We start from the raw sequence: 13,096 nt of genomic DNA, 5'->3' as shown, positions 1-13,096 counted from the left end.
GTGGCAGATTGTGGTGGCGGATCGGGAACGCGTTCGTCGTGGCCTGTGACAGCCAAGATAAGTGCGGTGTGATCCACTTCGTGGGCCACTTCGCCGGTGTTGTCGTGGGCCATTCGCGCAGCGCCCCGAAATCGGAACGGCGCGGTGGACAGGATTCCGGATTTCCTTACAGTGGAGGACATCCGAGCAAAGCCGACCGGAACAGGTCGCGCGCCGCCGCACGGCTCGAAACGCCTCGAACCACCGAAGGACCCACCGCATGGACACCCCCCGTTCCGCGCTGCTCGAACCCACCACGAGCGGCCTCCCGGTCACCGAGCCGTGGCTGATCGCGCTCGACATCGACGGAACGCTCGAGCGCGAGGACGGCGCGATCAGCGACGCGGTGCTCACGCAGGTCCGGCGGCTCGACGCGGCGGGCCACCACGTGGTCCTCACCACCGGACGGTCCGCCGCCGCCACCGTCCCCGTGCTCGACCGGCTCGCGATCACGCCGCGGTTCCTGGTGTGCTCCAACGGCGCCGTCACCCTCCACCGGGATCCGCAGGCACCGAACGGCTACCGCCGGTGCCACGTCGAAAGCTTCGATCCCGCGGACGCACTGCGGTCGATCCGCCGGCACCTGGCCGGAGCGCGGTTCGCCGTGGAGGACGAGCAGGGGAACTACCGCTGCACCGAGGCGTTCCCCGCCGGCACGACCGGGCTCGACGACCAGCAGACCCGCGTGCCGTTCGCCGCGCTGCTGAACCGGCCCGCCACGCGAGTGGTCGCCTTCGCGCCCGGGCACGACATGCGCGAGTTCGTGCGCGCGGTGGCGAAGATGTGCCTGCGCGAGGTGAGCTTCGCCCTCGCCGCGACGCCGTGGCTCGACCTCGCGGCCGCGGGCGTGAACAAGGCCACGGCGGCCGAACGCGTGCGGTCGGACCTGCGTGTCACTCGCGCCCGGGTGCTGGCCGTCGGCGACGGGCACAACGACCTCGAGCTCCTCGCGTGGGCGGCCGAGCACGGGCGCGGTGTCGCGATGGGACAGTCACCGGCCGAGCTCCTCGCCGTCGCCGGCGAGGTCACCGCGCCGGTGCTGGACGACGGGCTGGCCCAGGTCCTCGCCACGCTCTGACGGCTCGAAGCGCAGGGACACCCGGAAAGTCGTCGCGACCCCGGGTTCACTGTGGACGCCGACGGTACCGCCGTGAGCTTCGGCCAGGTGCTTCACGATGGCCAGCCCGAGCCCGCTCCCGCCGGTGGCACGGCTGCGCGACTTGTCGGCGCGCCAGAACCGGTCGAACACGTGCGGCAGATCCTCGGCCGCGATCCCGGGTCCGTGATCGGTCACGGTGAGCTCCGCGAAGTCGCCACGCCGGGTCCCGCGCAGCACCACGCGGTCGCCGGGCGGGGAGTACCGCAGGGCGTTCGCCACGAGGTTCCCGAACAGCTGGCGCAGGCGCACCCGGTCGCCCCGCACCCACAGCGGCCCGGGCACCTCGGCGACCACGGTGTCCGGCCGGGTGGCCGCGATCTGCGCCAGCACCTCGCCGACGTCCACGGTGTCGAAGGAGATCCGGAGCTCGCCGGCGTCGGCCGCGGCGAGGTCCTGGAGGTCGTCGACGAGGTGGCGCAGCACGTCGGTCTCCTCCAGCAGCGACTCCACCAGCTCCGGGTCGAGGTCGGCCAAGCCGTCCTGGGTCGCGATGAGCCAGCCGCGCAGCGTGCCGACCGGCGTGCGCAGCTCGTGGGAGACGTCGCTGACCAGTTCGATGCGTTGCTTCTCGGTGCGCTCCACCTGGTCGGCCATGGCGTTGAACGCGCGGGCGACGTCGGCGATCTCCCACCGCGCGGCGACGTCGGCCCGCGCGCTGTGATCGCCGCGGCGCATGCGGTTCGCCGCCTCGGTGAGCACCCGCAGCGGACGCAGCACCCGCCCGGCCAGGACCAGCCCAACCACGATCGTGAGCACGAGAACCGCCGAAGCGGCCACGACGATGCGGATCGCGCCGGCCGCGGGCAGGCCGACGGGCGGCGTCGCGGCCGCGGCCGGGTCCGCCACGAACAGCAGGGCCGCGGGAGCCACGTACGGCGTGAGCTGGCTGTGCCGGCTCTGGGCGAGACAGGTCGTGAACCCCGGGGACCCGACCGAAGCGGCCGGCACGAACGCTCCGGACGCGGTCAACCGCGCCTTCGAGCCGCTCCCCCGGTCCGCCGGGCCGAGGCCGTCGAGACACGTCGCCATCCGGACGTTGAGGTCACCGAGCGCCGCCGTTTCCGTCGCGGTGAGCTGCAGCGCGACCTCGTCGCCGGAGGGCCGGCCCGTGACCTCGACACCCAGCCGATCGCAGCGGCGCCGCGCCTCCTGATCGGCGTCCACGTAGGCGCGGCCGCTCGGAGTGGTCACGACCTCCGCCCGGAAACCGGCCGCCCGGGCGCACGCCGCCTCGGCGTCGGCCCGGCCGCGCAGGTCCGCACGCTCGCCGGCGGGCAGCGTGAACGGGCCGGTGGCGCGCGGGTCGATCCGGTCGGGCGGCGCGCCCGGCAGCAGGCCGGCGTCGACGGCGAGCGGGTCGACCACGGCCACCAGCTTGCCCGCGCCCGGCGGGCGGGCCGGATCACCGCTGGTGGCGAGGCGCCGAGTGGCGGTGGTCGTGAGCTCGAAGTCGAGCCCGGTCGTCGAGCGCAGCCCGGCGAGGGTCGCGCCGACCCCGGCCCAGTCGGCGTGCGCCGCCGCGTAGCCCACCACCGTCCGGTAGCTCAACGCCGTGGCCGCCGCGGTTTCGCCCTGTTCCTTCTGGATCGCGCCGGTCGTGCTCGTGACCGCGAGCCACGCGGTCGCGGCGATGGCGCACGCCGCGACGAGCACGCCGGCCGCGAGGACCCGCACCCGGATCCCGCGCCGCCACGGGGTTTCAGCGGGCATCGCGCACCTTGTACCCCACCCCGAACACGGTGAGCAGGTACTCCGGGTGGCGCGGGTCGGGCTCGATCTTCTTGCGCAGGTTCTTCACGTGCACGTCGATCGTGCGCTCGGTGATGAACGCGTCGATCCCGTAGACCCGCTCCACGAGCTGCGCGCGCGAAAACACGCGGCCCGGGGCGGAGATCATCGCCGTGAGAATGCGGAACTCCGCGGCCGTGCACTCCACCGCGCGGTCGCCGACCCGGACCTCGAACCGCTCCGGGTCGAGCACGAGATCACCGACCCGCAAAGGTGGTCCGCCCTGGTCACCCGGATCCGCGCGGCGCAACAGGACCCGCGCGCGGGCGACCAGCTCGCGGGGGTCGTACGGCTTCACGAGGTAGTCGTCCGCACCGAGGTCGAAGCCGCGCAGCCGATCGTTCACAGTGGACTTCGCGGTGACCATGAGCACCGGCAGCGCGAACTCCCGCCGGACGTGGCGGCACACTTCGAGCCCGCTCAGCGACGGCAGCATGAGGTCGAGCACCAGCAGATCCGGTTGGCGGCGCCGCACTTCGTCGAGCGCCGCCTGTCCGTCCGCGACGGTCTGCACCGAGTGGCCCTCGTGGCGCAGGTACCGCCGCACCAGTTCGGCCTGCTTGAGATCGTCCTCGGCGACCAGGACGTACGCGCACACCCGGCGCCTCCTCACCCGCTCGGCGACCGCGTCCACACGGGACAGCCGGCCGGATTTCCCACTGTAGCCCCGCTCCTCGCGGTTGTCCCGGCGATGATCACGCTCACCACATCCTCTTCACATCTGTCCGCCATCCTCGCCGGCATGACCCTCCGACCCCTCCTGGTGAGGACCGCGCTGCACGGTTGCGCCCTCCTCACCGCGACGCTGGCGCTCGCCGCGTGCGGTGGTGCCCCGAGCACCGACACCGCGCCGGGCGTCGCCGCACTGCCCGGCAGCACGGCGCCCGCGAGCCCGTCCGCGACCACGTCCGTGGACGACGCGCGGCCCCTGATCCGCCCGGACACCGACGGCGCGGAGACCCAGCGGCTCATCGAGGCCTGGACGAAGTGCCTGACCGACCACGGGATCCCCGACGTGAAGCGGGAACACGACCACCCGTTGCCGCAGTACCGCCCGGCACACGAGGCCTGCGCGGCGAAAGAGCCCGAGTTCCTTCAGGACCGGCTCAAGCGCACCGATCCCGGCTCCTACCAGGACGGCATGCGGGCACTGGTCGCCTGTCTGAAGGCCCACGGCGTCGAGGTGAAGGACACCCCGGGCTTCCAGAACGGCTACGAACTGGACCCCCACGGCTCGATGCCGATCGCGCAGCAGATGAACATCGACGCCCAGTGCCAACAGGAGGCCTTCGGTGGCCGGTGATCGACGCACCGGGGTGCGGCGCCTGGGCGAGCGCCGGCTGGTGATCGCGACGGCGGGTGTCGTCCTGGTGATCGCCGCGGTCGGCGCCGTGCTGCTGCTTCGTTCCCGGGACGACCAGCCCTCGGCAACCGGTGCGGCCCCGCCCGTCGCGACCGCCGAGGTGACCCGGACCGATCTCACGTCGTCGATCACGCTGCCCGGAACACTGGGCTACGCGGGCGAAATCCCCGTGAAGGGCCGCAGCGGCGGACGCGTGACGTGGCTGCCCGCGGTCGGCGCCACGGTGTCGCGCGGGGAGCCGCTGATGCGGGTCGACGACCGGCCGGTGGCGGTGTTCTACGGGACCACGCCGTTGTTCCGCCCCCTCGACACGGTGGGGCTCGTGGGCCGCGATGTCCGGGTGGTCGCCGACAATCTGGCCGCGCTCGGCTACCGCGTCGGCAGCCAGCCCCGCCCCGGCACGGTGGTCACGCTGCCCGGTGACTCGCCGGCCCCCTCCGATGCGCCGCCTGCCTCCGACGCGCCGAGCAGCCCAGATCCCAGCAGCACCGCGCCGAACAGCACCGCGGCTCGGCCGCAGTACACCGTGACCCCGGACGACGCGGTGCTCACCGCGTCCCTCGTCTCGGCGATCCGGTCGTGGCAACGGGACACCGGCCGGGCGCGCACTGGCGTGCTCGACGCCGACGACGCCGCGGTGCTCACCGGCGAGGCCCGTGTGACCGCGCTCAGCGCGCGGCTGGGCGACGACGCGGGCAACGGCGTGCTGTCGGTCGCCTCGACCACGAAGGTCGTGCACGTCCCGCTCGACGCGGGTGACTCGGCGCAGGTGCAGAAGTCCGGCCAGGCGGCCATCACGCTGCCCGACGGCACGAACGTGGCCGCGACCGTCGGGGCGCTCACCACCGAGGCACCGGCGAGCACCGGCGGTCCTGGCGGCGCCGAAGATCCGAAGCAGACGGTCACGGTCGTGCCCGCCGATCCGGCGGCGGTGCAGCACGTGGACCCGGCGCCGGTGCAGGTGAGCTTCACCGGGGAGAGCCGCAAAGGGGTGCTGGCCGTGCCGGTCGGCGCCCTGCTGGCGCTCAGTGGCGGTGGCTACGGCCTGCAGCGCCCCGACGGCACGCTGCTGGCCGTGACGACCGGGCTCTTCACGAAGGGACTCGTCGAGGTCAGCGGAGCGGGGCTCACCGCCGGGCTGAAAGTGGTGACCACCTCGTGACGCCGGTGCTCGCGGTGCGCCACGCGGTGCTGTCCTATCCGGGCGGAGTGCGGGCGCTCGACGACGTGTCCCTGACCGTGGAGCCGGGTGAGCTCGTCGGGGTGGTCGGGCCGTCCGGATCCGGGAAATCCAGTCTGCTCACCATCATGGGCACCCTCGACCGCCCCGGCGAAGGCACCGTGGAGCTGTCGGGGCACGACGTCACGACGCTGCCGGACCGGCGGCTCTCGGCGTTGCGCGCCCGGCAGCTGGGTTTCGTCTTCCAGCAGTTCCACCTGGCCGACGGCCTCAGCGCGGCCGACAACGTGGCCACCGGCCTGCTGTACGCCGGGGTCCCGCGCCGCCGGCGCCGCCCGCTCGCCCTGGCGGCATTGGCTCAGGTCGGGCTCGCCCACCGCGTGGACCACCGGCCCACCGAGCTCTCCGGCGGGGAGCGCCAGCGCGTCGCCATCGCGCGGGCGCTGGTCAACGACCCGGCCGTGGTCCTCGCCGACGAGCCGACCGGGGCGCTCGACACGGCGACCGGCCACGCGATCCTCGACCTCTTCACCCGGCTCAACCGCGCCGGCACGACCATCGTGATCATCACGCACGACCGCGAGATCGCGGCCCGCCTGCCGCGCCGCGTCGAGCTGCGCGACGGCCGGATCACCGCCGACTCGCGGACCGGGGTGCCGCGGTGACCCGCGCGGATCCGAGCGCCGTGGTCCGGCTCGCCCCCGGCGACCTGCTGCGGCTCGGGCTGGTCGGGCTGCGCACCCGGCCCGGGCGCGCCGCGCTGTCGGCGCTCGGGATCGCGATCGGCATCGCCACGATGGTGCTGGTGACCGCGATCCCGGCGTCGAGCGAGCAGGCGCTGTTCGACCAGCTCACCCGGCTCGGCACCAACGTGCTGCAGGTGACCCCCGCGCCGACCACGCCGCCGGTGAAGTTGCGGCCGGAATCGGTGGCGATGGCGGGACGGATCGGTCCGGTCAGCGTCGCGAGCGCCGTCGCCAACACGAACACCACGGTCAGCCGCACCGACCTCGACGAGGGTTATTCCGGGCTGACCGTGCTGGCGGCCAAGACGAACCTGCCGGACGCGATCAACGCGCGAGTGGGTTCGGGCCGGTTCCTCTCGGCCGCGAACGAGCGCTTCCCCACCGTGGTGCTCGGTTCGATCGCCGCCGCCCGGCTCGGGTTCCCCCGCGTGGACCCCGCCCGGCCGCAGCAGGTGTACGTGGGGCGCACGTGGTTCACCGTGGTCGGGGTGCTCGAGCCGACGCCGTTGTCCCCGGACATCGACCGGTCGGTGCTCGTCGGCTGGGACGCCGCGCGCACCGAGCTGCACTTCGACGGCAGCCCGACCGTGATCTACGTGAAGGCCGCCGAATCCCAGGTCGAGGCCGTGCGCGAGGTGCTGCCGGCCACGGTGAGCCCGGAGCTGCCCGGGCTCGTCTCGGTGAGCCTGCCCTCCGATGCCTTGCTGGCCAAGCGAACCACCGCGGCGACACTGTCCACGTTGTTCCTCGGCCTCGCCGGCGTCGCGCTGCTCGTGGGCGGCATCGGCGTGGCGAACACGATGGTGATCTCGGTGCTCGAACGCCGCCGCGAGATCGGGCTGCGGCGCGCGCTCGGGGCGAGCCGCGGCCAGATCCGCGCGCAGTTCCTCACCGAGGCGGTGGCGCTCTCGGTCCTCGGCGGGCTCGCCGGCGTCGCCCTCGGAGTGGTGGCGACCTTCGCCTACACCACGGCCCAGGGCTGGCCGACGATCGTGCCGGCCACCGCCGTGATCGCGGCGTTGGCGGGCGCGGTGGTGATCGGCGTGGTCGCGGGCGGCTACCCGTCGATCCGCGCCGCCCGGCTCACCCCGACGGCGGCGCTGGCCTCATGACGGCAGTCCCGCCGGTGGCGCTGCCCGCCCCAGCACGTCCTCGACGCCGGCCGCGACGGCGAGCAAGGCGCGGTCGGTGCCGAACGCGCCGTCGAGTTCGAGCCCGAGCGGAAGCCCACCGGCGGTGGTGCCCATCGGCACGGTGAGGCCCGGCAGCCCGGCGCAGTTGGTCGGGTGCGTGGTGCGGGCCAGGAACAGGTCGGTCACGGTCTGCGTCCCGACCGGGTACTCCCACTGGTGCTCGATCGGCGGGGCGGCGCACAACGTCGTCGGGAACAGCAGCGCGTCGGCGTGGCGGAACACGCGGTGCCGGTAGCGGCCGGCCAACGCCGGGCGCAACGTGTCGAGGGCCGCGCGGTAGGAGGCGTGGTCCACCGCGTTGGGCGCGCCGGGCACGACGAGTTTGTCCCAGCGCGCCTTCACGTGTTCGCCGAGCCCGGCGGCGATCTGCTCGAAGGTGACCGGGATGTCGTTGAGCCGCAGGAACTCGCGGACCGACGGCAGCGTCTCGTGGAAGAAGATCGGCCACGTCGCGCTCTCGGCGAGCTCGAAGAAGTCCTCCCCCAGCTCGACTTCCACGAGCCTGGCACCGGCGTCCTCGAGCCGGCCGAGCGCGCGGTCGAACGCCGATGCGACCTCCGGATCGGCGCCGGCCAGATGCCGGGGCGAGTAGCCGAGCCGCACGCCGCGCACGGGCCGGGTGCCCGGCACGGCGCCGGTGACCACGCCGTCCACGAGGGCGCAGTCCGCCACGCTCCGCGCGATCACCCCCGTCGAGTCGAGCGTGGTCGACACGGGCGCGACCCCGTCGCCGGGCCAGCGTCCCCGGCTGGGTTTGAACCCGACCACCCCGCACAGCGCCGCCGGGATGCGGATCGACCCGATCGTGTCGCCGGCCAGCGCCGCCGGCACGATCCCCGCGGCCACCGCGGCCGCGGACCCGCTCGACGAACCACCGGAGACGTGGGCCGGCCGGTGCGGGTTGAGCACCTGTCCGTGGTGGGCGTTCAGCCCGGTGACGCCGAAGGACATCTCGGCGAGGTTGGTCTTGCCGAAGACGAGCGCCCCGGCGTTCTTCACGGCGGTGACCACCTGCGCGTCCCGGGTGGGGACGAACCCGCGCAGCGCCGAGTTCCCGAAGGTCGTGGGGAGGCCGCGGGTCAGCGCGCTGTCCTTCACTCCGAGCGGAACTCCGAGCAGCGGCCCCTCGGCACCCGCGGCCCGGTCCTCGTCCGCGGTCTCAGCCGCCCGCAGCACCCCCTCGGGATCGAGCGTGATGAACGCGTTCAGGCCGGCCAGGCGCTCGGCGCGGTCCAGCAGACCCGCCGCGTAGGCCCGCGCGGTGAGCGCGCCGGTGCGGACGGCCTCGGCGGCTTCGGCCACGCCGAGTTCGTGGACGGCGGCCGGGCGATCGGTGATCGTCACGTCACAGGCTCCTGATCGCGGGCAGGACCTCGTCGCCGATGCGCCGGATCGAGTCCAGGATCAGCCGGTGGTCGCCGACGATGTGGCGCACCAGCACGAAGTCGAACCCGAGCCCGCGGTAGAACTTCAGCCGCTCGATCACGGTGGCGGCGCTGCCCACGAGCGCGGTGTCCGCGGCGCTCCCGACACCGCGATACCCCGCGGCGAAGATCGGGTCCACCGCTTCCCACGCCGCCTCGTCCGTGGCGGCCACGTGGATGTCGCGGCGCAGGATCGGGTTCACCGGCCGGCCGGCGGCCTGCGCGGCCCGCGTGTACACACCCAGCTGCTCGACCAGTGCGTCCGGTGGGGCCAGCGGGCTGGTCTCCCAGCCGTCGCCGAGCCGGCCGGCGCGCTCGACCGCCGCACCGCGCGTGGCGGCGACCCAGATCGGCGTGGGCACCCGGGGAATCGGGTTGATCCGGACGCCGTGCACCGAGAAGTACGGGCTCTCGTGCGTCACCTCTTCACCGGCCAGCAGCCGGCGGATCAGCGTGATCTGCTCCTCGGTCCGCCGGCCGCGGCTCGCCTTGCTGATCCCGAAACCCCGGAACTGGGTGCTGTCGTCGCCGTTGCCCAGCACGAGCGTGAGCGGCTCGGGTGCGAACGCGGCGAGCGTGCCGATCTGCTCCGCGGCGATCACCGGGTGGTGGAACGGGGCGAGGTGCAGGAGACCCAGCGGCAGGTCGCCGGTGACCGCCTGCAGCCGTGCGAGCGTGGGCACCGGCGCGAAGATGTTCGCGTCGGCGGACGCGTGGCCGTCGCCGACCATCAGGAAGTCGAGCCCGGCCTCGGCCACCAGCGCGCCGATCTCGAGCAGCTGCGCCGCCTGCAGCCGCGCATCCGGCTCACCGAGCGGGATGTCGGTGAACTCCCCGCGCGCGACCTTCTCGTGGTACTTCGTCATGGACTCGGGTGAGGAGGCGAACTTGAACCTCAGCGATGTCCCCAACCGCATGGTCTTCTCCTTCGAAGAAGCGAAATCTGTGGACGAGACCGGCGTTTCGGCGCCGGCTCACTCGCCCGTGAACACGGCGGGCCGGCGCTCGAGGAACGACTGCCGGCCCTCCTGGGCGTCCTGGGAATCCAGCAGGGCCAACAGTTCGGGGATCAGGGCGGCCGCGGCCGCCAGATCACCCTCCCGCTGGGCGCGCCACGCCGACCGCAAGCTGGTCTGTACGCCCAGCGGCGCCTGCGCCGCGATCTGCTGCGCGAGTTCGACGGCGCGCACGAGGTGTTCGCCGGTCGGGACCACCTCCTGCACCAGGCCGATGCGCAGCGCCTCGGCCGCGTCGAAGACGTCGCCGGTGAGGATGTGACGCATGGCGTTGCCCCAGCCCACTTCGCGCGGGAAGCGGAACGTCGCCCCGCCGAAGGGGTAGATGCCGCGGCTCACCTCCATCTGGGAGAACCGGGAGTCCTCGGTGGCCACCCGGACGTCGGCGGCCAGCGCGGCCTCGATGCCCAGCGTCATGCACCAGCCCTGGATCGCGCAGACGACCGGCTTCGTGCGGTGGGAGCCGTGCAGGCCGCGCCAGTCGACGCCGCCCTCGGGAATGCCGCCCTTGCCGGTACGCAGCGCGTCGCCGACCTCGGCGAGGTCGAGGCCGCCGGTGAAGTGGTCGCCGTGGGCGAACACCACACCGACCCGGATCTGCGGGTCGCGTTCGAGCTCACCGAAGGCCAGTGCGAGCTGTTCGCGCATGTCGAGGTTGAACGCGTTGCGCTTCGGCACCCGGTTCAGGCCGATCAGCAGCAGGTGCCCGAGGCGGTGGCGGGTCACGCTGCGCAGGTCGTCAGTGAGGTCGAGCTCGTCGAGGTTCTCGAGGTCGGGGTTCATCAGGCGGTCGATCCTTCGAAATCGGTGGCGGTGAGCTGGAGGCGGTCGATCTTCCCGACCGGCGTGCGCGGCAGGGCCGGACGGAACTCGATCACGCGGGGGATCTTGTAGCCGGTGAGCAGCGTCGCGCAGTGGTCGAGGATCTGTTCCCTTGTGGCGGCGACACCTTCGCGCAGCACGATCACCGCCTTCACGGTTTCGCCGCGGTAGTCGTCGGGGATGCCGACCACGGCGACGTCGGCGACCCCGGGGAAGGTGCCGATCGCGTGCTCGACCTCCGCCGGGTAGATGTTGAGGCCGCTCGCGATGATCACGTCCTTGCGCCGCCCGACGACGTACACGAACCCGTCCTCGTCGACTCGCGCGAGGTCACCGGTCATCAGCCAGCCGTCCCGCAGCACCTCGCCGGTCAGTTCCGGCTGTCCCCAATAGCCCCGCATCACCTGGGGGCCGGACACGGCGAGCTCCCCGACCTCGCCGATCGGCAGCGGCGTGGGGTCGTCCGCGTTCGCCACGATCTTCACGTCGGTGAACGGCACGGGAATCCCGGCGCTGCCCGGCCGGCGCTCCAGGTACAGCGGGTTGGTGTGCGTGGTCGGCGAAGCCTCGCTGATCCCGAACCCGTCGACGATCCGGGCGCCGGTGCGGCGTTCGAACTCGGCGGCCTGGCTCGCCGGCAGCCCCGCACCGGCGCTGTTGAACACCGACACGGCCGACACCCCGTGGTCGGCCAGGTCCTCCTGGCGCAGGAACGCGGTGTACATCGTGGGCACACCGAAGAACGCGAACGGTCGCTCGTCGCGCAGGGTCTCCAGGACGCGCCGCACGTCGAACTTCGGCAGCAGGATCTGGTTCATCCCGGTCCGGATCGCCATGAGCGTGACGCAGGTGAGCCCGTAGACGTGGCTCATCGGCAGCACGTTCACCACCTTGGCGGCCGCGGGCACCGCGATGGTGCCGAACGTGAGCCGCAGCCGTTGCTCGATGTTGGCCAGGATGTTGGTGTGCGTGAGCGTGACGCCCTTGGGAGCGCCGGTGGTGCCGCCGGTGTACTGGATCACCGCCGGTTCCCCGGCCCGGCTCGCGGCGGCGGGGCCGGGTGGGGACACCATCGCGAGGCCCAGTGCTTCGTCCACTGCGGACTCGAGGTCGTCGGCCAGGAAGATCCGGCCCGGCCAGTCGAGCGCGCCGAGCCGGTCGGCGATCTCGGCGGTGGTGAGGAGGAACCGCGCGCCGGAATCGGCCAGGATCCGGTCCACCTCGTAGCGGACGTAGCGCGGGTTCACCTGCACCACGACCCCGCCGGCGGTCCAGGTGCCGAACAGCCCGAGCACGTACTCCGGGCTGTTCGGCAGCATGATCGCCACCCGGTCGCCGTCGGTCAGCCCGGCCCAGGCGAGTAACCGCGCGACGTTCTGCACCGCGTCGCCCACCTGCTCGAACGACCAGCTCGAACCACCGGCGGTCAGTGCCGGAGCCGCGCCGAACTCCCGGACGCTCGCCGCCAGCAGGTCGGCCAGGTCGCGGCCCTCGACGTCCAATGCGGCCAGCGCGCCGTCGGGGTAGAGCGCTTCCCAAGGGCGGGAGGTCACTGCGCGCCCACCGACTCACCGGTCTTGTGGCGCTGGATCGACTTCGCGACGCCGGCCGCCTTCACGCGGTTGGCCTCGTCGCTGAAGTGGCTGAGCTGGTGGGAGTCGAAGTGCGCCTTGAGCGCCGAGGCGCGGCCCATCACGTCGAAGGTGCGGTTGAGCGACTTCTTCAGCACCTTCATGGTGAACGGCGGCGCCTGGGCGATCCGGTCCGCGAGCGCCAGCACTTCGTCTTCGAGCTTCTCCGGTGCGACGACGCGGTTGGCCATGCCGGCCGCGAGCGCGTCGGCGGCGGTCAGGCGCTGGCCGGTGAACAGCATTTCCTTGGCCTTGCGCTCCCCGAGCACCCACGGGTGGATCAGCACCTCGACCGCGGCCACCGCCATCGTGTGCATCACCGGGTCGGCGAAGAAGGCGTCGTCGGAGGCCACCAGCAGGTCGCACATGTTCGCGACCATGAACCCGCCGGCGATGCACGCGCCCTCGACCTGCGCGATGGTCGGCTTGCTCGCGTGCATGATGTTCATGCAGTAGTCGAAGTAGTACTGCTCCTCGTATTCCCAGCGCTCCTCCACGCAGAAGCCCGCGCGCAGCGCCTGACCCTCCTTGAGGTCGTGGCCGGCGGAGAAGTGCCCGCCCTTGCCGGCCAGCACGATCACGCGCACGGCGGGATCGGCGTCGGCCTCGAGCACGGCGGTGTTGAGCTCCTCGAGCAGCTGCGTGCTCTCGGCGTTGCGCAGCTCCGGCCGGTTGTGCCAGATGCGGGCGACGGAGCCGATGCGCTCGGAGATGATGTCCTCGTAGGCCATGTTT

At 72.9% G+C, this 13,096-nt stretch carries 12 protein-coding genes; 5 read left to right on the top strand and 7 right to left on the bottom strand.

The features are described from left to right. The first annotated feature begins 259 nt into the window (after positions 1-259). Entirely contained in the window at positions 260-1,117 is an 858-nt protein-coding gene (locus VSH64_RS10420; RefSeq protein ID WP_326835325.1) for an HAD family hydrolase, read from the top strand. Here the strand turns inward: VSH64_RS10420 and VSH64_RS10415 are convergent. Both VSH64_RS10415 and VSH64_RS10410 read right to left on the bottom strand, forming a co-directional pair. Then, positions 1,031-2,908, bottom strand: coding sequence for a sensor histidine kinase (locus VSH64_RS10415; protein ID WP_326835324.1), 1,878 nt, complete (start codon positions 2,906-2,908; stop codon positions 1,031-1,033). The genes VSH64_RS10420 and VSH64_RS10415 overlap by 87 nt on opposite strands. Further along, positions 2,898-3,584, bottom strand: coding sequence for a response regulator transcription factor (locus tag VSH64_RS10410; RefSeq protein ID WP_326835323.1), 687 nt, complete (start codon positions 3,582-3,584; stop codon positions 2,898-2,900). Before VSH64_RS10410 ends, VSH64_RS10415 begins: the two co-directional genes overlap by 11 nt. A gap of 144 nt (positions 3,585-3,728) precedes the next feature. On the opposite strand from VSH64_RS10410, the gene VSH64_RS10405 reads away from it, so the two are divergent. Genes VSH64_RS10405 through VSH64_RS10390 form a run of 4 tightly spaced genes read left to right on the top strand, consistent with a single transcriptional unit; the run spans position 3,729 to position 7,387 of the window. Further along, positions 3,729-4,289 (top strand): hypothetical protein, encoded by a 561-nt coding sequence (locus VSH64_RS10405; RefSeq protein ID WP_326835322.1) that lies wholly within the window; start codon positions 3,729-3,731, stop codon positions 4,287-4,289. Next, entirely contained in the window at positions 4,279-5,511 is a 1,233-nt protein-coding gene (locus tag VSH64_RS10400) for an efflux RND transporter periplasmic adaptor subunit (RefSeq protein ID WP_326835321.1), read from the top strand. Before VSH64_RS10405 ends, VSH64_RS10400 begins: the two co-directional genes overlap by 11 nt. Next, complete coding sequence (locus tag VSH64_RS10395) at positions 5,508-6,194, top strand: ABC transporter ATP-binding protein (RefSeq protein WP_326835320.1); 687 nt, start codon at positions 5,508-5,510, stop codon at positions 6,192-6,194. Before VSH64_RS10400 ends, VSH64_RS10395 begins: the two co-directional genes overlap by 4 nt. Continuing rightward, positions 6,191-7,387, top strand: coding sequence for an ABC transporter permease (locus VSH64_RS10390; protein ID WP_326835319.1), 1,197 nt, complete (start codon positions 6,191-6,193; stop codon positions 7,385-7,387). The genes VSH64_RS10395 and VSH64_RS10390 overlap by 4 nt, the downstream gene beginning before the upstream one ends. Here the strand turns inward: VSH64_RS10390 and VSH64_RS10385 are convergent. The 5 genes from VSH64_RS10385 to VSH64_RS10365 are packed head-to-tail and all read right to left on the bottom strand — an operon-like array spanning position 7,382 to position 13,092. Beyond that, positions 7,382-8,812: an amidase family protein gene (locus VSH64_RS10385; protein WP_326835318.1), complete on the bottom strand. Its 1,431-nt coding sequence runs from the start codon at positions 8,810-8,812 to the stop codon at positions 7,382-7,384. The two genes, VSH64_RS10390 and VSH64_RS10385, sit on opposite strands and share 6 nt — an antisense overlap. Position 8,813: 1 nt before the next feature. Next, positions 8,814-9,809 carry an LLM class flavin-dependent oxidoreductase gene (locus VSH64_RS10380; protein WP_326835317.1) on the bottom strand — a complete coding sequence of 332 codons (996 nt, stop codon included), beginning with the start codon at positions 9,807-9,809 and terminating at the stop codon, positions 8,814-8,816. A 57-nt stretch (positions 9,810-9,866) separates the two neighbouring features. Beyond that, positions 9,867-10,691, bottom strand: coding sequence for a crotonase/enoyl-CoA hydratase family protein (locus VSH64_RS10375; protein WP_326835316.1), 825 nt, complete (start codon positions 10,689-10,691; stop codon positions 9,867-9,869). Next, a complete protein-coding gene (locus tag VSH64_RS10370; protein WP_326835315.1) occupies positions 10,691-12,283 on the bottom strand; it encodes a long-chain-fatty-acid--CoA ligase in 1,593 nt (530 codons plus the stop codon). The genes VSH64_RS10375 and VSH64_RS10370 overlap by 1 nt, the downstream gene beginning before the upstream one ends. After that, positions 12,280-13,092: an enoyl-CoA hydratase gene (locus VSH64_RS10365; protein ID WP_326835314.1), complete on the bottom strand. Its 813-nt coding sequence runs from the start codon at positions 13,090-13,092 to the stop codon at positions 12,280-12,282. Before VSH64_RS10365 ends, VSH64_RS10370 begins: the two co-directional genes overlap by 4 nt. Positions 13,093-13,096: the final 4 nt, after the last annotated feature.

Origin of the sequence: Amycolatopsis rhabdoformis (assembly GCF_035918295.1) — a bacterium.
Lineage (GTDB): Bacteria > Actinomycetota > Actinomycetes > Mycobacteriales > Pseudonocardiaceae > Amycolatopsis > Amycolatopsis rhabdoformis.
This window is presented reverse-complemented; position numbering and strand designations above follow the sequence as displayed.

What these genes read in the sequence shown, in the direction of transcription:
- VSH64_RS10420 (WP_326835325.1), top strand. Translation starts at nt 260, where the DNA reads ATGGACACCCCCCGTTCCGCGCTGCTCGAACCCACCACGAGCGGCCTC.
- VSH64_RS10415 (WP_326835324.1), bottom strand. Translation starts at nt 2,908, where the DNA reads ATGCCCGCTGAAACCCCGTGGCGGCGCGGGATCCGGGTGCGGGTCCTC.
- VSH64_RS10405 (WP_326835322.1), top strand. Translation starts at nt 3,729, where the DNA reads ATGACCCTCCGACCCCTCCTGGTGAGGACCGCGCTGCACGGTTGCGCC.
- VSH64_RS10380 (WP_326835317.1), bottom strand. Translation starts at nt 9,809, where the DNA reads ATGCGGTTGGGGACATCGCTGAGGTTCAAGTTCGCCTCCTCACCCGAG.
- VSH64_RS10375 (WP_326835316.1), bottom strand. Translation starts at nt 10,691, where the DNA reads ATGAACCCCGACCTCGAGAACCTCGACGAGCTCGACCTCACTGACGAC.
- VSH64_RS10365 (WP_326835314.1), bottom strand. Translation starts at nt 13,092, where the DNA reads ATGGCCTACGAGGACATCATCTCCGAGCGCATCGGCTCCGTCGCCCGC.